The 20136-nt window shown below is 63.0% G+C and carries 14 protein-coding genes, 1 tRNA gene and 1 pseudogene; 7 read left to right on the top strand and 9 right to left on the bottom strand.

The window, feature by feature from the left end:
• Nucleotides 1–5: 5 nt before the first annotated feature.
• Nucleotides 6–1808 carry a sodium-extruding oxaloacetate decarboxylase subunit alpha gene (gene oadA, locus RRF64_RS00165; protein WP_323843808.1) on the bottom strand — a complete coding sequence of 601 codons (1803 nt, stop codon included), beginning with the start codon at nucleotides 1806–1808 and terminating at the stop codon, nucleotides 6–8.
• Nucleotides 1809–1861: 53 nt separating this feature from the next.
• Complete coding sequence (locus tag RRF64_RS00160) at nucleotides 1862–2098, bottom strand: OadG family protein (protein ID WP_323843807.1); 237 nt, start codon at nucleotides 2096–2098, stop codon at nucleotides 1862–1864.
• Nucleotides 2099–2549: 451 nt separating this feature from the next.
• Here RRF64_RS00160 and RRF64_RS00155 point away from each other — a divergent pair, with 451 nt between their 5' ends.
• The 4 genes from RRF64_RS00155 (at nucleotide 2550) to RRF64_RS00140 (ending at nucleotide 8515) form a co-directional block, all read left to right on the top strand.
• Nucleotides 2550–3554: a tRNA dihydrouridine synthase gene (locus RRF64_RS00155; protein ID WP_323843806.1), complete on the top strand. Its 1005-nt coding sequence runs from the start codon at nucleotides 2550–2552 to the stop codon at nucleotides 3552–3554.
• Nucleotides 3555–3856: 302 nt separating this feature from the next.
• Entirely contained in the window at nucleotides 3857–5908 is a 2052-nt protein-coding gene (ligA, locus tag RRF64_RS00150) for an NAD-dependent DNA ligase LigA (protein ID WP_323843805.1), read from the top strand.
• Between the two features lie 54 nt (nucleotides 5909–5962).
• The gene (gene polX / locus RRF64_RS00145) at nucleotides 5963–7726 is read left to right on the top strand and encodes a DNA polymerase/3'-5' exonuclease PolX (RefSeq protein ID WP_323843804.1); all 1764 of its coding nucleotides are present in this window, start codon (nucleotides 5963–5965) and stop codon (nucleotides 7724–7726) included.
• Between the two features lie 3 nt (nucleotides 7727–7729).
• On the top strand, nucleotides 7730–8515 hold the full coding sequence (locus RRF64_RS00140) for an Fpg/Nei family DNA glycosylase (RefSeq protein WP_323843803.1): 786 nt from the start codon (nucleotides 7730–7732) through the stop codon (nucleotides 8513–8515).
• A 22-nt stretch (nucleotides 8516–8537) separates the two neighbouring features.
• On the opposite strand, the gene ftsH is transcribed toward RRF64_RS00140, so the two are convergent.
• Nucleotides 8538–10463 (bottom strand): ATP-dependent zinc metalloprotease FtsH, encoded by a 1926-nt coding sequence (gene ftsH / locus RRF64_RS00135; RefSeq protein WP_323843802.1) that lies wholly within the window; start codon nucleotides 10461–10463, stop codon nucleotides 8538–8540.
• Between the two features lie 336 nt (nucleotides 10464–10799).
• Here ftsH and RRF64_RS00130 point away from each other — a divergent pair.
• The 3 genes from RRF64_RS00130 (at nucleotide 10800) to RRF64_RS00120 (ending at nucleotide 12862) form a co-directional block, all read left to right on the top strand.
• Nucleotides 10800–10876, top strand: a tRNA-Arg gene (locus RRF64_RS00130).
• 452 nt (nucleotides 10877–11328) lie between these two features.
• The gene (locus RRF64_RS00125; protein WP_323843801.1) at nucleotides 11329–11964 is read left to right on the top strand and encodes a hypothetical protein; all 636 of its coding nucleotides are present in this window, start codon (nucleotides 11329–11331) and stop codon (nucleotides 11962–11964) included.
• 37 nt (nucleotides 11965–12001) lie between these two features.
• Complete coding sequence (locus tag RRF64_RS00120; protein ID WP_323843800.1) at nucleotides 12002–12862, top strand: M90 family metallopeptidase; 861 nt, start codon at nucleotides 12002–12004, stop codon at nucleotides 12860–12862.
• Nucleotides 12863–12908: 46 nt separating this feature from the next.
• Here the strand turns inward: RRF64_RS00120 and RRF64_RS00115 are convergent.
• The 6 genes and pseudogenes from RRF64_RS00115 to RRF64_RS00090 all read right to left on the bottom strand — a co-directional run.
• A pseudogene (locus RRF64_RS00115) lies at nucleotides 12909–13421 on the bottom strand (nucleotidyltransferase family protein); the annotation flags it as partial.
• 63 nt (nucleotides 13422–13484) lie between these two features.
• Complete coding sequence (locus tag RRF64_RS00110; protein ID WP_323843799.1) at nucleotides 13485–15758, bottom strand: glycosyltransferase; 2274 nt, start codon at nucleotides 15756–15758, stop codon at nucleotides 13485–13487.
• Between the two features lie 78 nt (nucleotides 15759–15836).
• Entirely contained in the window at nucleotides 15837–16904 is a 1068-nt protein-coding gene (locus RRF64_RS00105) for a lipid II:glycine glycyltransferase FemX (protein WP_323843798.1), read from the bottom strand.
• Between the two features lie 124 nt (nucleotides 16905–17028).
• Entirely contained in the window at nucleotides 17029–18102 is a 1074-nt protein-coding gene (locus RRF64_RS00100) for a GNAT family N-acetyltransferase (protein WP_323843797.1), read from the bottom strand.
• Complete coding sequence (locus tag RRF64_RS00095; RefSeq protein WP_323843796.1) at nucleotides 18099–19016, bottom strand: glycosyltransferase family 2 protein; 918 nt, start codon at nucleotides 19014–19016, stop codon at nucleotides 18099–18101. The genes RRF64_RS00100 and RRF64_RS00095 overlap by 4 nt, the downstream gene beginning before the upstream one ends.
• Nucleotides 19013–20080: a polysaccharide deacetylase family protein gene (locus RRF64_RS00090; RefSeq protein WP_323843795.1), complete on the bottom strand. Its 1068-nt coding sequence runs from the start codon at nucleotides 20078–20080 to the stop codon at nucleotides 19013–19015. Before RRF64_RS00090 ends, RRF64_RS00095 begins: the two co-directional genes overlap by 4 nt.
• Between the last annotated feature and the right edge of the window lie 56 nt (nucleotides 20081–20136).

Here is a 20136-nt window from a genome sequence, read left to right as displayed (position 1 = left end):
CGGCGTTACGCGATGGACAGCAGGGCGTCGCCCACTGCCACGGAATCGCCCTCTTTGATCGCCACGCTGGTCACACTGCCGGCGCGCGGTGCGCTGATGGCCGTTTCCATTTTCATGGCTTCCAGCACGATAATGGTCTGGCCTTCGCTCACCCGATCGCCCGGCTTCACCATGACCTTGAAGATATTGCCCGCCAGTGGCGCCTTCACCGGCTCGCCGCCACTGGCGGCCGGGGCCGCCGCGCCTGCGGAGACCGCTGCGGCGCCGGAAACCGGGGCTATGCCGGTCAGATCGCCGCCGTCGGCGACGGTCACCGTGTAGCTCTGCCCTTCGACGGTCACCGTGTAGACTTCCTCACCCTTGTCGTTCACAACTGCGCTGCCTTCGTTGCCGGTAGGCACCGGTTCAAAGGCATCGGGGTTGCCGCGGTTCTTCAGGAACTTGAGGCCGATCTGCGGGAAGAGCGCATAGGTGAGTACGTCATCGATCTCGCCCTCACCGCCGGTCAGGGCAATACTCTCGTCGCCAGCTTTTTGCTTCAGTTCGGCCGTCAGCTTCTCCAGTTCCGGTTCCAGCAGATCCGCCGGGCGACAGGTCACCGGCTCGGCGCCTTCGAGTACCCGCTCCTGCAGCTCGCTGTCGACCGGCGCCGGGGTCGCGCCGTACTCGCCCTTCAGCACCGCGGCCGTCTCTTTGGAAATGGACTTGTAGCGCTCGCCGGTAAGCACATTCAGCACCGCCTGGGTACCGACGATCTGGGAGGTCGGGGTCACCAGTGGGATAAATCCCAGGTCCTCGCGCACGCGCGGAATTTCTTCCAGCACCTCATCCAGCTTGTCGCCGGCGTTCTGCTCGCGCAGCTGGTTTTCCATATTGGTCAGCATGCCGCCGGGCACCTGGGCCACCAGGATGCGCGAGTCGACGCCCCTGAGCGAACCCTCGAATTTGGCGTACTTCTTGCGCACCTCGCGGAAATAGGCCGCTATCTCTTCCAGCAGGTTGATATCGAGGCCGGTATCGCGATCGGTGCCCTCGAGAATCGCCACCAGCGCCTCGGTGGGGCTGTGGCCGTAGGTCATGGACATGGACGAAATCGCCGTGTCCACATTGTCGATGCCCGCCTCGATGCACTTCAGCGCGGTGGCGGTGGAGAGCCCGGTGGTGGCGTGGCACTGCATATGGATGGGGATATCCACCGCCGCCTTCAGCTTTTTCACCAGCTCGTAGCCCTCATAGGGGCGCAGCAGGCCGGCCATATCCTTGATGCAGATGGAATCCGCGCCCATGTCCTCGATCTGGCGGCCGAGGTCTATCCACAGGTCCATGGTGTGCACCGGGCTGACGGTGTAAGAGATAGTGCCCTGGGCGTGCCTGCCCTGCTTCTTTACCGCCTTGAGGGCGGTCTGCAGATTGCGCATATCGTTCATCGCGTCGAACACGCGGAAAACGTCCACGCCGTTTTCCGCCGCGCGCTCGACAAACTTTTCCACCACGTCGTCGGCATAGTGGCGGTAGCCGAGAATATTCTGGCCGCGGAACAGCATCTGCTGCGGCGTGTTCGGCATGGCCTTTTTCAGCTCGCGGATGCGCTCCCAGGGATCTTCGCCGAGATAGCGGATACAGGCATCGAAGGTGGCGCCGCCCCAGGATTCCAGTGACCAGAAACCGACTTTGTCGAGCTTGTCCGCAATCGGCAGCATGTCGTCCAGTCGCATGCGGGTCGCCAATAGTGACTGGTGGGCGTCGCGCAGGACTACATCGGTAATCCCCAGTGGGGTCTTGTTAACTGAAGAGTTTGCCTCAGTCATGGGTCATCTCTCTCGGCAAATTTTTAGTGGAGTTTTTTAACAGTTAACAGAGGCTACCGGCGTCTGCTGCGATGCTGGTCGATGGCCGCCTTGATAATGGCGCGCAGGCGTGCGTCATCACCGGTCGCACTGCTGGGTGCGGGAGCCACCGGCTCCGCTTCGGGAAAATTGCGGGTGATAATGCGGGACATAATGCCGGTGCCGATCACCAGCAAAAGCAGGAATGAAAAAACGATCCCCATGCCGAACAGCGTGATGTCCAGTCCCTGTTGAAGTAGCGTGTCTTGCACTGATTAATTCCCCTAAAGTATTCAGGCAATCAAAGCCGACCATGCTGACCGGTTTTATTGGCACCCGCAACACAATGGCGTCGCTATTAATCTATTTATTAGCGTGTCGCGGTTGTTAATCGGCCCGAGGGCGGTTGCGGCAGTTCCCTTTTTCAATGGCGCTTCCACTCAAATTCCGTAACAGAATCCTATGGCAGGTATGCGCGCGCAACGGACGCCATTATCAATACAACATGCTTTTAAAATCAAACACTTATTAGTTTCAGCCGCAACGATAAGGCGACAAATGCCCGGGGGAAAACTGCTGCCAGCTGTGCGTCCAAAGGACAAATTAACAGTGAAAAACCGGCCCGCGATCGCACCTCGCGCCCTGATCATTTTCTGCACCAATCGCGCGGCGAGCTGTTAGAATACGCGCCTCAATTTTGGCCTCAGAGCTCCGCCCCGATTTATGACCACAAAGACAGATTCGCCCATACCCCGGATCTATCAGGCGCCGATGGAGGGCGTGATCGACCACCATGTGCGCGCCCTGCTGTCCGCGATCGGCGGCGTGGATATCTGCGTGACCGAATTCGTGCGTGTCACCCACACGCGGCTGCCGCGCCGCGTCTTCACCCGCCTGTGCCCGGAACTGGATTCCGGGGCCAGCACGGCCAGCGGCACCCCGGTGCGGCTGCAGCTGCTCGGCGGCAACCCCGAAACCATGGCCTGGAATGCCGCCAGGGCGGTCGAGGTGGGCGCCCGGGCCATCGACCTGAACTTCGGCTGTCCGGCCAAGTCGGTGAACAACAGCGACGGCGGCGCCTGCCTGCTGCAGAGCCCGCACCGGGTGGAGGCCATTGTCGGCGCCGTGCGCCGGGCCCTTCCGGACAGTATCCCGGTCACGGCCAAGATCCGCCTCGGCTATTCGGACAGGTCCAGCTATATGGACAATGCCCGCGCGGCAGAGGCCGGCGGCGCCAGCGAACTGGCGGTACACGCCCGCTCCAAGGTCGACGGCTACCGCCCGCCGGCCTACTGGGAATATATCGGCGAGATACGGGAGCAGCTGTCGATACCGGTGATCGCCAATGGCGATATCTGGACAGTGAGCGACTTCCAGCGCTGCCGCGAAGTAACCGGCTGCGGCGCCTTTATGCTCGGCCGCAGCCTGCTGGCGCGCCCGGACCTGGGCCTGCAGATCAAGGCGTATTGCGAAGAGCGCCAGTATCAACCGATGGACTGGCAGCAGGTAGTGACACTACTGTGGGGCTATTACCGGGCCACCCGCGAGATCTACCCGGCAAAATACCTGGGCAATCGGATCAAGCAGTGGCTGGCCTATCTGAAGCTCGCCTTTCCCGAGGCACAGCTGTTCTTCGAGCGGATCAAGCGGCTGCGGGAGGCGGATATGCTCGAAGCCGAGTTCGCGCGGGAAATGGCGACGGATACGCCTGAGACCGAGGCGGCCTGATCCTCGGGGCGAATTCAAGTCTGAACTCTGCACCGAAGTCCGCGGCGGCCCTGCTGCCGGGGGCCGTCCGGGAAGAAATCTCATCGGTAAATATTTCCCAGACGGACCCCGGCAGCAGGGCCTGCGCAGCGGCAGGTCTAATGAATAACCGACCGAAGGCGAGTACGAACAGCACTATGATGATCGCGTAGACGATTTTCTTCACCAGATCACTTCCTTGCCTTGAGAGAAACAGTGCATTTGAGTATTTATAGTCATTAAGTATCGGAGTTAACAATCGTCCAGTAATTTTGCGCAGGCGCATGGACTTCAAGAAAAAGCCGGACACCAATTTCACCAAACTCGACAGACTCGAAAAGAAAGATGCCGCCGAGGAGGCCCGCGCGCTGCGCGAGGGCATCAATTACCACGACCACCTCTACTACGTAAAAGACGCACCGGAAATTTCCGACGCGGTTTACGACAAGCTGTTCCAGCGCCTGCAGGACCTGGAGGAGGCCTTCCCCGCAATAAAAACCGACGACTCCCCCACCCAGCGCGTCGGCGCCGAACCCGTCAGCCGGCTCAGGAAAGTCGAGCACCAGGCGCCCTTGCAGAGCCTGCAGGCCACGCTGGAAGCCGACGCGGTGCGCTCGTTTCTGCAGGGCGCCCGCGACAGGGCAGACAAGCAGTCCATCCGCTTTTTCCTCGAGCCCAAGTTCGATGGCCTTTCCGTGGAAGTGGTCTACGACAAGGGCCGCTTCGAGTACGGCAGCACGCGCGGCAACGGCGAGGTCGGCGAGGATATCTCCCACAATCTCAAAACCATCCGCGCCCTGCCCCTGTCGCTGCGAGACTGCGGCAAGGCACCCGAGTCTGTGGCCCTGCGTGGCGAAATCTATATGACCAGGAAGGGATTTACCCAGCTGAACAAACAGCGGGTTGAGCGCGGCGCGGAGCCCTTCGCCAATCCGCGCAACGCGGCCGCCGGGCTGATGCGCCAGTACGAATCCCGACGCGCCGCGGGCAAGCCGCTCAGTGTCTTCTTCTACGAAATTCTGGCCATGGACGGCGATATGCCACGCACTCACGCGGAGACGCTGGCACAGCTGGACGACTGGGGCCTGAAGACCAGCCCGCTGAACGAATCCGCGACTTCGTTCAAACAGATCGAGCGCTACCACAGCAAACTGGCCGAGGCGCGCGACGACCTCGACTACGAGATCGACGGCATCGTCATCAAGATCGACAACCACGAACTGCGCGACGCCCTGGGCAGCCGCGACCGCAATCCGCGCTGGGCGCTGGCCTGGAAGTTCGAGCCTCGCGAGGAAATCACCCTGGTGGAGGATATCGTCGTGCAGGTCGGCCGCACCGGCATTCTGACCCCGGTGGCACTGCTGCAACCGGTGGATGTCGGCGGCGTCACCGTCAGCCGCGCCACGCTGCACAACGAGCGCGAGGCGCAGCGCAAGGATATCCGCGTCGGCGACAGAGTGCGCATTATTCGCGCCGGCGACGTGATCCCCGAGGTCGAAGAGAGAGTCAAATGGCCCGGGAGAAAGCGCAGCGAGCCGTTTGCAATGCCGAAGCGCTGCCCGGTCTGCGATGCCGAGGTGGTGCAGGAGGGCGCCTATCACCTGTGTAGCGCCGGCCTCTCCTGTCCGGCGCAGCTGAGGGGGCGCATCACGCACTATGCCGCCCGCGATGCGATGGATATCGATCACCTGGGGGCGAAGGCCGCCGAGCAGCTGGTCGAGCGTGAGCTGGTCAGGAACCTCGCCGATCTCTACGCGCTGTCAGTCGAAGACCTGGAGTCGCTGGACGGCTTTGCCGAGCGCTCCGCCAAACAACTTCACGCCGCTATCCAGGGTGCGAAGGATCCGCGCCTGGACCGCTTCCTCTACGCTCTCGGCATTCCCCTGGTGGGCCGGCGTGTCGCCGGCCAGTTGGCGGACAAGTTCCGCAGCCTGGATAAAATCATGGCTGCGGACGAGAAAGAGATCGAGAAAGTATCCGGCATAGGAACGGAGATAGCCGCGGCGACGGCGAACTTCTTTGCCGACAAGAGCAACCGCAAGGTGCTCGAGCGCATGCGGAAAAACGGCGTGAAAGTACAGTCCATGCCAGAGCCGAAAAAGCAGCCGCTGCGCGGAAAAACATTCGTGTTCAGCGGTGCGCTGGAAGATTTCACCCGTGACGAAGCCGGGGAGCGAGTCGAGGCGCTGGGCGCGCGCGTCACCTCTTCCGTCAGTGGTGAAACGGATTACCTGGTGCTCGGCGAAAATCCCGGCGGCAAACTGGACGAGGCAAACGCGCGGGGCGTGCAGTGCATCGACGAGGACGAATTCAAAAGCATGATCGACGAATCCTAGTATTGCCCTCCCCTATACTGAATACGCTTTCTTCATCAATTCCCGACTCATACCATGCCTGTCCACAATAGCGAAATCGCCGATAAGTTCGACCGACTCGCCGACCTGCTGGAAATCGAGGACGCCAACCCCTTCCGTGTGCGCGCCTACCGCAATGCCGCGCGCACCGTGCGCGGCTACCCGCGCAGCATGTCCGATCTACTGGACGACGGCGAAGACCTGACCGAACTGCCGGATATTGGCGATGACCTGGCGAAGAAGATTCAGACCATGGTGGAGACGGGCAGACTGCCGCTACTGGAGGAGGTAGAGGCGCGCACACCGCCTGCACTCAGTGAACTGATGAAAATCGAGGGCCTGGGCCCCAAGCGCGTCCGCGCACTCTACCTGGAACTCAATATCAAGACACTCGACGACCTCAAGGAGGCCGCGGACAGCGGCAAGATTCACGAGATCGCCGGCTTCGGCGACAAGAGCGAGGAAAAAATCAAGCAGCGCGTGGCAAAGTTTTCCGGCGAGAAGCCGCGCACAAAGCTGATCGAAGCGGAGGAGATCGCCAAGCCGCTGCTCGAATACCTGAAGAAGGCCGAGGGTATCAAGGACGTCATGATTGCCGGCAGCTACCGCCGGCGCAAGGAAACCGTCGGCGACCTGGACATACTGATTACAGCCAAAGGAGCCTTCAGCGCGAATAAAAAAGGAGCGTTCAGCGCGAATAAAAAGGGCTCGCCGATCATGGACCACTTCACCGGTTACGACGAGGTGGACGAAGTGGTGTCCAAGGGCAAGACCCGCTCCACCGTCTATCTGCGCTCAGGCATGCAGGTGGACCTGCGCGTTGTACCCCAGGTCAGCTACGGCGCCGCCCAGCACTATTTCACCGGCTCCAAGGCACACAATATCGCGGTGCGCAAAATGGGGGTCAAGAAGGGTTACAAGATCAACGAGTACGGGGTCTTCAAGGGCGACGAACGTATCGCCGGCGAGACCGAAAAGTCCGTCTACGAAAAGGTGGGCCTGCCGTTTATAGAACCGGAACTGCGGGAAAACCGCGGTGAGCTGGAAGCCGCCAGGAAAGGCAAACTGCCCAAGCTGATCACGCTGGACGACATTCGCGGCAACCTGCACGCTCACACCAAGGCCAGCGACGGCCACAATACACTGGCGGAAATGGCGGAGGCCGCGGCAGCGTTAGGTTATGAATATCTGGCCATTACCGAGCATTCCACCAGCCTCAGAGTCGCCAGCGGCCTGGATAAGAAGGCCCTGCTGGAACACATCAAGAAGATCGACAAACTGAACGAAACGCTCGACAACATAGTGCTGCTGAAATCCAGCGAAGTGGACATTCTCGAAGACGGCTCGCTGGATTATCCCGACGAGCTATTGAAAGAGCTGGACTTCACCGTCTGTGCGGTGCACCAGAAGTTCGACCTGCCCAGCAAGAAGCAGACGGAGCGGATTCTGCGCGCGATGGACAACCGCTACTTCAACATCCTCGCCCACCCCAGCGGGCGCCTGATCAACGAGCGGGATCCCTACGAGACGGACCTGGAGAAAATCCTCGAGGAGGCCAAAGCGCGCGATTGCTTTGTCGAACTGAACGCGCAGCCGCAGAGACTGGACCTGACCGACGAAGGCTGCATGATGGCGAAGGAAATCGGCGTAAAAATATCCATCGCCACCGACGCCCACAGCACCTCGGACCTGGAGCACATGCGCTGCGGCGTGGACCAGGCGCGCCGCGGCTGGCTGGAGGCGACAGATGTGATCAACTGCCTGCCGCTGAAGAAACTACTCAAGCTATTTTCCCGGTAGCCAATGCCCGAGCTGCCCGAAGTCGAACTTTTCCGTCGCTACTTCAATGCCACAGCCTTACATCAGAGCATTGACCGGACCCAGGTGCTGGCGCCCTCGCTGCTGGTCGACGCCTCACCCCAGGGACTGGGCCGGGCACTCAAGCGCAACCGTTTTCAGTCGACCAGCCGTCACGGCAAATATCTGTTCGCTCAACTGGATACAGGCAAGTGTTTGGTATTGCACTTCGGCATGAGCGGCAGACTGGATTACGGCAAGCGCGATCGTGGTCCGCCCGAGTACACCCGGTTTTCGGTGCGATTTGAAAGCGGTTACCAGCTAGACTATGTGGCGCCGCGCAAGCTCGGGCGCATCGCGCTCACCGATTCACCAGAAGCCTGGGTGGCACAGCGCCAGTTGGGCCCGGATGCCCTGGCAATCGGCGAGGAGGAATTTGTGCACCTGGCCGGCGGGCGGCGCGCCGGCGTCAAGTCCTGGCTGATGGATCAGCAGAGTATCGCCGGCATCGGCAACGAGTATTCCGATGAAATACTCTTTCACGCTGGGATGCACCCGCAACGCAAACTGACTGAATTGAGGAAATCGGACTTCGGGCGGCTGTTCAAGAAAATGCGCGCGGTCCTGCAAACGGCGATCGACAGCGATGTCGATGCGGAACAGCTACCGCGCGCTTTCCTGTTGCCACACCGCCATCGAGACGGCCGCTGCCCGGGATGCGACGTCAGGCTCGAAACCGTTAAGGTCGCCGGCCGCACCGCCTGGTTCTGCCCGAAGTGTCAGCAAAGGTGAACGCACCAAAAGTGTTCAGCAATTACGCGTCGCTATGAATTATCTGTTGGATCTCGGCGGCCTCCAGCGTTTCCTTCTCCAGCAACGCCTTAGCCAGTGCATCCAGCTTGCCGCGGTGTTTCTCCATTAGTTCGCGCACCCCCGTTTCGATACCGCGTATCAGGTCAACGATTTCCTCGTCGATAATTTCCGCCGTGTGCTCGCTGAAATCCTTCTGTTGCGCCATCTCGCGGCCAAGAAAAATATGCTCCTCACCGCGACGGAACGCCACCGGACCCAGCTTTTCACTCATGCCCCAGTGGGACACCATATGTCGCGCCAGTCGGGTCGCCTGTTTCAGGTCCTCTTCGGCGCCGGAACTGAGCTCATTGAAAACCACCTGCTCGGATACCCGCCCCCCCAGCATTACGCCGATGCGGTCGCGCAGATAACTGGCCTGCAGGCTGTGGTGCTCCTCCTCCGGGATCTGTTCGGTGGAACCCAGGCTGCGCCCGCGGGGAATGATGGTGGCCTTGTCCAGCGGGTCGGCGTGGGGCAGCAGGCTGGCGATCAGCGCGTGGCCCGCTTCGTGATAGGCAATGATCTTCTTGTCCTCATCACTGATTGCCATTTCGCGCTCGCTGCCCAGTACCACCTTGTCCCGCGCCAGCATCATGCAGGCCATATCCACGGCCGCCTTGTCTTCGCGCCCCGCGAGCAGCGCGGCCTCGTTGATCAGGTTTTCCAGATCGGCGCCGGCAAAGCCGACGGTGAGCGCCGCCAGGCGCTCGAAGTCGACGTCGTCGGCCAGGGGCACCTCGCGCGAGTGGATCTGCAGTATCGCCTTGCGGGCGTGCTTGTCCGGCAGATCCAGGGTGATCTTGCGGTCGAAGCGGCCGGGGCGCAGCAGCGCCGCATCGAGCACATCGGGGCGGTTGGTGGCCGCAACCACCACCACCGCCTCGTGGGGGTCGAAGCCGTCCATCTCGCCCAGTATCTGGTTCAGGGTCTGTTCGCGCTCGTCGTGGCCGCCGCCGAGGCCGGTGCCGCGCGCGCGCCCGACCGAGTCGATCTCGTCGATAAAGATGATCGACGGCGCCTCCTTCTTGGCGCTGGCAAACATATCCCGCACTCGCGAGGCACCGACACCGACGAACATCTCGATAAATTCCGAGCCGCTGATACTGAAAAAGGGCACGTCGCTCTCGCCGGCGAGCGCCTTGGCCAGCAGCGTCTTGCCGGTGCCCGGCGGCCCCATTAACAGTATGCCCTTGGGGATCTTTGCGCCCAGCTTGCGGTAGTGCTCGGGATTCTTCAGGTAACCGGCGATCTCCTGCAGGTCGCGCTTGGCATTGGCCAGGCCGGCCACGTCGTCAAAGGTCACATTCGACTCACCGCGCTCGAAGCGCTTGGCCCGCGATCGGCCAAAGCCGAAGGCGCCGCCACCGCCGCCGCCCATGCCACCCATGCGCTCCTGCATCCGGCGCCCCGCCCAGATAAACAGGCCGATGATCAGCAGCCACGGCAGGAAGCCGATCAGGACCCGCGTCCACAGATCCGCCTGCGCCGGCTCTGCCCGGATCTCCACCTGCTGCTCCTCCAGCAGCGGCATCAGATCCGGGTCCTCGACCGGCGGCAGTATGGTGACAAAGCGGTCGGCGCGGGGATCGCCGGACGGAATCTTGCCCTCGCCGCCCCGCTCGTAGGTACCGGTGAGACGGTCCCCGTGCAGGGTCACGCTGGCCACCTGGCCGCTGCGCACCTTTTCCTTGAATTCGGTGTAGGAAAGCGCCTGTCGCTGCTGCTCCTGCAGAGCATTGGACCAGTACTGGGCAATCAGAAAGATGAAAAAGATCCACAGCAGGTACTGGCCCCAGGGCGCAGACGGCTGGGGTGGCGGTCGCCGCGGAGGCCGCTGCTCCGGCTCCTCGTCAAACGGTCCCCTGTCTTCGCCCTGTTCATCTGCCATATGCGTAAGCTATGCCTGTGACGGGAAGCTTTGCTACAAAGCCCCCGGAGCTCGATTTCCAGACCGGCGAATGCCAAGGCCCAACAGGGTCCAGTATAGTTTCCCCAAAACCGCGCCCCGCCAGGCGCGCGCAGCGGCCTAAAACAACTATCTTCCAAAAAGGACTTGCAAAGCGCCGCCCAGCGCGGCAGAATTCGCGCCCTATCGAGCTGAACCGGAACCCACCGGGTGGCCACGAGGCTCGGTAACTTGCGGATTTTTAAGACTTTTTTCTTTGAAAGACTTAAAAAAGAGTTGACTCCGCCAAGCCAACTCACTATAGTTCGCACCCACAACGCGCTCGTAGCTCAGCTGGATAGAGTACCTGGCTACGAACCAGGCGGTCGGAGGTTCGAATCCTCCCGAGCGCGCCAAATAAAAAAGGCCCGATCCGAAAGGATCGGGCCTTTTTTATTTGGCACGCCCGGTCGGTGGACGAACCTCCCCAGGTTCGATCAACTCGCGCAAGCGAGTTGAGACCGAGCGCAGCGAGCCCGAAGGGTCCAAAACGCCAAAGCGTTTTGGAGTCCATCCTCCCTCTCCCCGCCAAGCAAACCGCTTATCCGAAAGGATCGGGCCTTTTTTGTTTGGTACGCCCGGTCGGATGAGAACCTCCTCAGGTTCGACAAGCTCGCGCAAGCGAGCTTGGACCGAGCGGCACCGCCGCGAGCCCGCAGGGGCAAAAAACGCCATAGCGTTTTTTGAGTCCATCCTCCCCCTCCCCGCCACCACTCCCCCCAGACGCCCCAAACCGCAGGAACCATTCCACTCGCCAAACCTCCAAAAAGCACATAGCATCCCCAGTGAAGGACCACCAAGAGCCGACATGCTCAGCAACGCTCTTCCAACCCGGGCAGACATCGATCCGCCTTCCAACAAACGCCTTCTCGTCGCCCTGGCAATCGCCTTGGCCCTGCACGCCGCACTAATGACCATCCCGCTCAACAAACAATTAACGACACCCGCAAAAAATCATCCAATCAGCATCACCATCATCCGTAAACAAATTGCTAAACCTCAGACAAAACAAGAAATAATCAACGAAGTCGCGCCGCCACAAATCGAGTACCCGCCCGCCGCGCACGAAAGTCCCAAAGCCGATCAGCCAATACCGCCCACCTCGGAATCCGGCGCGACCAAACCTGCCCCGCCGCAACGCCAAGCCACCGATCCCTCAATGGAAATCGGCGCCAAAGACAAATCCACGGTCTTCGACCCCAGACTCAGAAATCGCCTCACACAACAACGCAACCGCGTACAAAAATTCGCACCGCGCTCCGCCGAGTTCATGACCTCGACAGGGACCTTTATCCAGAATGGCGACTCCTGTGCTGAAGTGCGAGAGCTGGTACCGCTCGACATCGACAGCAATGTCACCCAGCCGTTTAGAATCAAATGCACTAAACGCCGCCGTTCTGCCGAAGACACCGACCGGCTCGCGCGCAAGTACGGAATTCCTTAGAATCGGGGAAATTTCCGCCATTCAACTGTCGAGCGCCATGACCACCTTCCTAGCCATAATCCTCCTGGCTCTCCTGCTCTGGCTGGTGCCCCACTACTACCAGGTGTGGCGCCGCCACTACCTGCGCTCCAAGCCGTTGACCGGTAAACAGCAGCAACTTCTGCGGGAACTCCTGCCCCTCTACCGTCACTTAGGCACCGAACAACAGCGGCAACTGCAGGCCAACATTGCCCTCTTTCTCCACGACAAGGAGTTCGTCGGCTGCGACGGCCTGCAGGTCAGCGAGCGGATGCGCGTTGCCGTCGCCGCCCACGCCTGCCTGCTCCTGCTGGGCCGGGAAAACCGCTGCTATCCCAATCTCTACACGGTGCTGCTCTACCCCGACACCTATGTCGCCATCGAGACCCATCATGACGGCTATATAGAGACCACCGGTCACAGCGCGCGCGAGGGCGAGGCGCACTACCGCGGACCGGTGGTGTTGTCCTGGGCCGATCTCGAGGAAGACCTGGCCCATCCGGGCAACGGGCGCAATGTGGCGCTGCACGAGTTTGCGCACAAGCTCGACGAGGAGGACGGCTATTACGATGGACGACCGCTGTTTGACCAGGCCGGCGAGGGGAAGAACTGGGCTTCGGTGCTGAGCGCAGAATACGAGCGGCTGCGCCAGCGTGCCGAAAGTGGCGAATTGGCAGAGGACATGCCATCGGCGCTGGATCTCTACGGCGCCGAATCACCGGCCGAGTTCTTCGCGGTGGCTACCGAGAGTTTTTTCGTTATCCCCAGCGCCGTGCGGGACGCGCACCCGCAACTCTATCGGGAATTATGTAATTTTTACCGACTGGACCCAGCTGCAACACTGAGCGGAGATCCTCCGACCGGTCGATATCCAGAATAACGCCCGGGTCGTCCACCGAAAATTCCCGGACCGCATCGGGGTGCGCGCGCAGTATTTTTTCCGCGCCGCGACTGCCGCGCAGTTTGAGCAGTTCCGGGAAGAATTGCTTGCCAAATACCACCGGATGGCCGCGCTGCTCTCCGAATACGGGCACGCATATATTCTTCGGCCGGGACGCGAACATCAGCCGTTTGAAAGTTTGCGGTTCGATAAACGGCATATCTGCCAGACAGATAGCGACGGCATCCGGCCGGCAGCCGCGCTGCAACAAGGCTTTCATGCCCGCGGCAATACTCACCCCCAGACCCACCGGCCAGGCCGGCGCCGGCAGCAGACTTTCCGGATACCGGCGGTCGATGTCGGCCAGTATTGACGCAACTGCCGGATCCTCCGCGCGGACCACTACCTGCAGATCGACCCTGGAAATACCGGCGATGGCGGTCTGCAGGTTGCGCAAACTGGCCAGCAGCATTGGCTCTCCGTTGAGGCTGGCCAGGCGTTTGTCGCTGCCGAAGCGGCGCGAGAATCCGGCGGCCAGCAATAAGACGGCGTATTGCATTGTTATCCTCCTTGATGACGGTCTCGAATCTCCTGAAGCAGGTTAAAGCTGCGCTGCCACCGCTCACGCACCCGGGAACCAGCCGCTCAGGCGGAAGGCCAGCAGCGGAGCTGACAGCTTCTGCGTGAGCTGGTCGCGCACCTCAAAGGCGTCCAGGTCGTGGCGGCGCAGCTGCGTCGGGTCTGTTGCACCGGTGTTCACTCCCGCCGCAGTGGTGACGGCCCGACGGTAGCCCGCGTCTGCGACCGCACGCGCGCTGGCGTCGTCGCAGTCGCCATTCGGATAGCAGAAGGAATCCACCGACCTGTCGAGCCAGCCCTCCAGTACCGCGCGGGACTCCGCCAGCTCCCGGCGCCGCTCTTCCGCATCGCACTGGGGCAGCATCACGTGATTGATCGTATGGGAACCCACCTCGTGTCCCGCATCCCGCACCCGCCGGAGCTGATTCTGGTTCATCAACAGTGCCCAGGGCGGTACCGCGGCATCCGGCAGGGCGCCGCGCAGCTCTTCGACCAGCGCGCCGCGCTCGCGCGCCGGCAGCGCCTTGACCGATTCCAGCAGACGGTCGAGGGCGCGCGGCCCCGCTGGCAGCTGCAGTGCCCGGCGCTCCAGCAGGCGATCGAAAATGTCGCGCGCGGTGGCACTCCGGGCCGCAGCCAGAGCGGCGAAGCCCAGGGCGTCGTGCCAGATGGCGTCGCCGCGCTCGACGTGCCCGGTCGGCACGAAGAATGAGGCCTGGAGCCCGGCCCTCTGCAGTACTGGCAGTGCGTACTCGAAGTTGTCCCGCTGGCCGTCATCGAACGTAATGGCGAGCAGGGGTTTCTGCGGCCGCTCGCCGGCGGCAAAGCGCGCGTGGCATTGCGCCAGGCTGCCGCAGCTGTAGTGGCGGGAAAAATAGTGCAGGAACCAGTGCAGCTCTTCCGGCGTCACCGCCAGCCGCGGGAAGGGGTACTGGCGGCGCAGCGCACTGGGCAGCACCCGGTGAAAGGTGACCACGGTGAGGTTCTGCGCGTGGCGCGCCGCCGCGCGGCTCTGCCCGCTCAGCGCCAGCACCCGCGCGATAGAATCCCGCGCGAGTCGCTTCAACCTGCCCGCGGTACTGCGCTTCTCTCGCGGCGCCAGCTGCTCGCGGGCGGCGCGCACCGACAGCTGCGCGGCAATCGGGCGCGCGGCCTGGTGTATGTCGAATTCTGCCGCCACGCGCTCGCGGCCCGCGCTGCCGAGCCGCTCGCGCAGCGATTCATCCAAAGCCAGGCGCTCGAGGCCGTCGGCGAGTTCCGGCCAGTTGCCGGGGCTGTAGAGCAGGCCCGTCACCCGCTCTTCCAGCAACTCCGGGATCCCCGCCACCCGCGGTGCTATGCAGGGAATGCCGAGCGCGAGCGCCTCCATCAATACCACCGGCAGGCCTTCCATAAAACTGCCCATGGCAAAGATATCCGCACCGGCGAGTTCGCGCGGCACCTCAGTCTCGGACACACGCCCGGGCATGGTGACGTATTCACCGAGCTCCAATGCCTCGATCTGTTCGCGCAGGCGCTGCTCATCCGGACCCGCGCCCACCAGTCGCAGCTCCGCGTCCACACCGCGCTCGCGCAGTAAATGCAACGCCTCGATCAGGCCGGCCAGTCCCTTTTCCGCAGAGAGCCGCGCCACGCACAGGATGCGCAGTCGACGATTCGCAGTGCGGACCGGCCGCACCGCGCGGATGCCATCGAAATCGATGCCGCAGCGACTGATAAACATTTTCGGCCAGTGCCCGGGTTCCACCATCCGCATGGCCTGCGCCCGTGTGAAATGCGCGACGCAGGCGACGAAATCCGCGTGCCGGAGTTTGTCGGCCAGCAACTGTCCCGCCGGATAATCAAACTCGCTGATACCGTGCAGGGTGAGGCTCCAGGGCAGATCGAGATAGCGCGATGCCAGATAGCCGACCGTCGCCGCGGGATTGGCGAAATGGTTGTGAATATGGCCGGTGCCGTCGGCGCGCAGACGCTCCGCCAGGTAGATGGTTTCGCCGAAGTACAGGATCGAACGCGCAAGCGCCCCGGTGCCCGGCACCCGGTGACGCAGTGCCTCGGCGAAGGTCCGCGCATAAGCGAGCGGATGCAGACTGAGGCCGCGCAGGTGCGCGCCCAACAATCCGGCGCGCGGCGGCAGCACATACCAGGTGCGCGAAAACTCGGCGCGCTCCTCTTCCGCACTCCGTTCGCCGGGTCCCGGCGGTCGAATCGAGTAAGTGCGGATATCCATGCCGCAGTCGCGCAATTCGGCCACCTCGCGCCGGATGAAGGTGTGCGACGTGGCCGGATATTGACTGGTCAGAAACGCGATACGCATGGCTGAAAACAAAGTATTGATTTCCGGGGCGCTGACAGTGAGCTGAAACTATTAACGTGGCGGCGAAACAGCTTGCCCTCAATAGGGCATAGGACCCTGCTGGTGACGGGCGATACGATTCACCAGTTCGCGCAGCCGCCCGTTTTCCCAGGCGAGCGCCGTGCAGTGCTGGCGCACGCCGCGCAGGAGCCCGTAGTATTTTTCGAACGGTTCGGGGTAGACGCTGGCCTGCCCGCCCCACTGCTGCTTGAACCTGTCGACACCGTCTCCATCGCCGGTGCCGGAAAGGTCATAGAACTTGCAGCCGACGCTGCGCGCCCAGCGGATCGCCTCCCAGTGCGTCAGGTAATTGGCCATCAAATTCGTGCGATGGGGGGAGAGCCCGCCCCAGCCGTAATAGGCGCGATCGCCCACGACCGTCGCCATGACACCCGCCAGCGGCTCCTGGTCGGCATAGGCGAGAATCAGGCGCAGCCTGCCGCGCGGGGCGAACCGGCGCCAGGTGGAGCGGAAATAGTCGAGCGGGAACAGCGGGAAGCCCTGCCTGCTCGCCGTGTGCTGCAGCAGCCAGTAGAAGGTTTCGATATCGCCTTCGCCGCCGACTCTGGTGCTGACGCCCTTGCGCTGCGCCAGCCGCAAATTGTAGCGGCACTTGGATTTCATATCGCCGAGGATGACGCTGTCATCCCGGTCGCAGGCCACGAGTGCCGTATCCCGCGCAGCCCAGCGATAGCCGCCGCGGGCAAACCCCAGCCGATGGAAGTGCGGCGACCAGACGTCATCCGCCGCGTAATTGATGACCCTCAAGCGCACCACATGGTATTTCCGCGCCAGCCGGTCGATGGCCGCGACGACCATTTCCGCTGCGCCGCTATAGCCGTGCGACACCAGCGGGCCCTGGGTAATCAGCGCCAGGTTGCCCACCAGCGGCACGTGGCGAATCAGGATCTGTGCGCCCCCGACCAGCCCGCTATTCCCGCAGCTGACGCCGACCCTGACACTTTTGAAACCATTGGCAACCCGCATCGCGGCGAACCCGGATGTCTGTTCGTGGTGCCCCTGCGGATGTCGGCCGACATAATCGTCCCAGGCGTACGCCTCGGGGGTTTGCACAGTCAGTGGAGATGCGACGGCGGATGATTGCATGCACTCGTTTCCCGCAAGTTTGTGGATCATTCAAAGACCCGGTATTAATAGTCCGTGTGCAGCTGCCTCTCCACACGGCGCCAATTTCGCTTGCCATTCAGCATTTGGTTTTCAAGCCGGTACGTCAGGCAAATCTCTGCCGCCGCGACCAGCGCTTCGCCATGCGCAGCAGCGGGCGGACCGGCTCGATGACCCGGCTTCCCCGCAACAGGGACTCGGTGCCAGCGGTCAGCCGGCGCACCGAGTCGCCCAGCGACGGCCGCCAGGCAAAGCCCTCTGCGAGCGGGACGGCGCAGTCGGCAAAACTGTCCTTGTAGGGGTCGTCGCCCTTGCCCAGATCCAGTTGTTGCAGCCCCTGGAGAGCGGCCTGCTCGGCGACCTTCAGCAGCAGAACTCCGCCGGGCGAATATTGACTGAAGTTCCTGTCGTAGCCGGGGAACCACCAGTGCCAGACACTTTCCGAGCGCATGCCCATATGGGCCGCCACCAGCTGATCCCCGGCGTAGAGCGCCGACAGGACGCCGGCAAAGTGCATGTCATTCGTCGCCCAGATCCGTTGCACCAATGCCCGCGTCCAGTCCTGGGCAAAGAAATCCACTACGCCGCTGCGCCGGCACTGCTCGGCCTTCCACTGAAAAATCCGCTCGAGCAGATCGCGCTCCAGGCTGTGCGCGACGAACTTCAGCGGCCCGACTTCGCGCGCGAGCTTTCGCGCCTTGCGCTCTAACTGCACGATACGACCGGCCCCGGCAGCGCGGCGCCGCTCGCGGTATGCGGAAAAGCCGGCGGACAGATCCAGGGCCGGCGAAACCGCCCAGCGCGCGTGATAATCGCCAAAGGCCGCCTGTTCGGTAACCAGGTGGTCGAACTCCCAGTAGGCGAGGCCGCAGGCTCTGAGCAGTTCGACGACGTCCCACCCGGTCTCCGGTGCCGCCACGACACCGTGATAGTCCGACAGGCCGCCTCCAACGGGCCGGCCGGCGCCGAATGGTCCGCGCTGGAAGGGAAAGAAACCGACGATTGCGCCCGCCTCTTCCAACACCGCAATCTGCACATCGTTTCTGACGGCGGCCGCGGCCAGGGTGAACTCGGGACAGAAATACGGGCTTTGCAACGCGGGGTTTGCCCGCTGCAGCGCCAGCCACGCCGCACGGTGTTGCGCGTCGAGTTCTGCAGCTTCGATCAGCGAGAACTTCACTGCGGTGCACCTCGCGCCGGGGCGCGCAGGATTGGCGCCTGGATTCTTACGCGAAAAGTGTTGTCGGGCCGCCGCTGCAGGGCGCGGGCCGCGGCTTTGGCCATCAGCACGCCGATCTCCGCCAGCTCTGCCAGCGCCGCCGCCGGCCAGCCGAAGTGTTTGCACAGGTAATAGAAACGGCTTTCGAAATAGTGCTGCGCGATGCAGCCGGCGTAGAGCTTCTCGCCGGTGGTTTTGGCGCTGGCCGCGTTTTCGTGCGTGGCCACCGCATCGCCGAGGGCCCAGACCTGCCAGCCCGCACTGCGCGCCCGCAGCCACAGGTCGGTCTCCTCGAAATAGAGGAAAAAGCGCGGGTCGAAGCCGCCGACCTGCTCCAGCATCTCCCGCTTCAGCAGCGCGACGGCGCCGCAGACCCAGCTGGTCTGAAATGGCGGATCTCCCGGCTGTATCGTCCGCAGATCTCCGTGCGCCGGCACGCCCAGCGCCTCCTTCACCAGCGCCATGGGCGTCAGCAGCCCGCCAGCCGCCTGCAGCTCCCCCTCCGGCTCGCGAATGGCCGGCGCGACGACACCGGCGCGCGGCCGCGCATCGAGGAATTCGACCATGCGCCGCAGGTCCGCTGACGGCAGTGTCGCATCCGGATTCAACAGCAGCACATAAGTCCCGCTGGCCCTGTCGATGCCGGCGTTGCAGCCGCGGCCGAAGCCGAGATTGCCGCCGTCGGCGATCAGACGGCACCAGGGATGCCTGGCCCTGACCCAATCGGCGGTACCGTCGCTGCTGGCGTTGTCGACGACGAAGCACTCGGACACGAGCCCCGTCGCGTAGGAGGCGGCGATCGAATCCAGGGCGGCCGGCAGGACCGGAATGGAATTGTGGGTGACGATGACGACGCTGACGTTGGATGAGCTCATGCGCGACCAAAGACCTCCATTGACGCCTCCGGATAGGCGCCGCTGGTATAGAAGGGAAACAGGGACATCGCCGGCGGGGCGGAGAGGCGCGGCAGCGCATAGGGATCCGCGCCGGCGCGGACGAGTAGCGCGGGATCCGTCAGCGCTGCGGAGCGCAGATTCGCTGCGGCGACGGCGCGCTGTGCCGCCGGATTCGCGCGGCCGTAGGGGAATGAGAAATGCTCCGGCGCAATGCCGAGCGCCCGCTGCACGTCTGCGACCGATTGCGACACCTCCTCCGCGGCCACCTGCGGTGTGCACTGCGTCAGGTCGATATGGTCGCGCGTGTGCACCCCGATCTCGATGCCGGGATGGAGCCGGCGCAGCAGCCGCACCTCCTCCCAGGACAGCGTGAGTGGCGGTGGCGTTTGCGCCGGTTGCAGCTGCTCGGCAACCCCGCGCAATATGTGCTCGCGGCGCTCCCGCGGCGCCGGTAGCAGCCGGTCCGCCAGATCGGCGTAGGCGCGCCGCGCCGCCAGCGGATCGGCCAGGTTCGCGGGCTCCATATTCTCGTCGGGCAGCGCCAACCGATCGCGCGTGCGCGCATTGAACATCGCGTAGAGCGCATCGATCCATTGCGCCTCGCCGCGGGCAATGTAGCCCGTGGCCAGATAGAGGGTCGCGGGCAGGCGGTAGCGCCTCAGGATCGGTGCGGCTTTGGTGAAAACACTGCGGTAGCCATCGTCAAAAGTGATTACCACGGTGCCGGGCGGGGGCGACTTCCCCGCCGCCAGCAGTGCGAGCAATTCACCCAGGGCAATTACCCGGCGATAGCGGGCCAGGAAGCGCATCTGGCGCTCGAACACCGCGACGTTCACCGCGAAGCGCGGGTCGACCCAGTCGGCGTCGTCATCGCCGGTGATGCCGTGATACATCAGAATCACCGCGCCGTGAACGCCCCGCAGCCGGACATACGCCGCCCCCAGCCCGGACAGCGCCATGCCGCGCTGCAGCACGCCGAGCAAACGCCGGCGCAGGCGCATGGGTGGAAAAGTCAGTGGACGAGAGAGAGTGGCGTGGTGCATCTAAACAGCTTCCCTGCCGAAAGTCCGGGACGAGACCGATCCGTGATCTCGAGTGC

The sequence above is a fragment of the Microbulbifer magnicolonia genome, assembly GCF_035117725.1.
Taxonomy (GTDB): domain Bacteria; phylum Pseudomonadota; class Gammaproteobacteria; order Pseudomonadales; family Cellvibrionaceae; genus Microbulbifer; species Microbulbifer magnicolonia.
This window is presented reverse-complemented; position numbering and strand designations above follow the sequence as displayed.

Bases quoted from the DNA above. Each gene is read 5' to 3' on its own strand.
- oadA (WP_323843808.1), bottom strand. From the start codon at position 1,808: ATGACTGAGGCAAACTCTTCAGTTAACAAGACCCCACTGGGGATTACC.
- RRF64_RS00155 (WP_323843806.1), top strand. From the start codon at position 2,550: ATGACCACAAAGACAGATTCGCCCATACCCCGGATCTATCAGGCGCCG.
- ligA (WP_323843805.1), top strand. From the start codon at position 3,857: ATGGACTTCAAGAAAAAGCCGGACACCAATTTCACCAAACTCGACAGA.
- polX (WP_323843804.1), top strand. From the start codon at position 5,963: ATGCCTGTCCACAATAGCGAAATCGCCGATAAGTTCGACCGACTCGCC.
- RRF64_RS00140 (WP_323843803.1), top strand. From the start codon at position 7,730: ATGCCCGAGCTGCCCGAAGTCGAACTTTTCCGTCGCTACTTCAATGCC.
- ftsH (WP_323843802.1), bottom strand. From the start codon at position 10,463: ATGGCAGATGAACAGGGCGAAGACAGGGGACCGTTTGACGAGGAGCCG.
- RRF64_RS00125 (WP_323843801.1), top strand. From the start codon at position 11,329: ATGCTCAGCAACGCTCTTCCAACCCGGGCAGACATCGATCCGCCTTCC.
- RRF64_RS00120 (WP_323843800.1), top strand. From the start codon at position 12,002: ATGACCACCTTCCTAGCCATAATCCTCCTGGCTCTCCTGCTCTGGCTG.
- RRF64_RS00110 (WP_323843799.1), bottom strand. From the start codon at position 15,758: ATGCGTATCGCGTTTCTGACCAGTCAATATCCGGCCACGTCGCACACC.
- RRF64_RS00105 (WP_323843798.1), bottom strand. From the start codon at position 16,904: ATGCAATCATCCGCCGTCGCATCTCCACTGACTGTGCAAACCCCCGAG.
- RRF64_RS00095 (WP_323843796.1), bottom strand. From the start codon at position 19,016: ATGAGCTCATCCAACGTCAGCGTCGTCATCGTCACCCACAATTCCATT.
- RRF64_RS00090 (WP_323843795.1), bottom strand. From the start codon at position 20,080: ATGCACCACGCCACTCTCTCTCGTCCACTGACTTTTCCACCCATGCGC.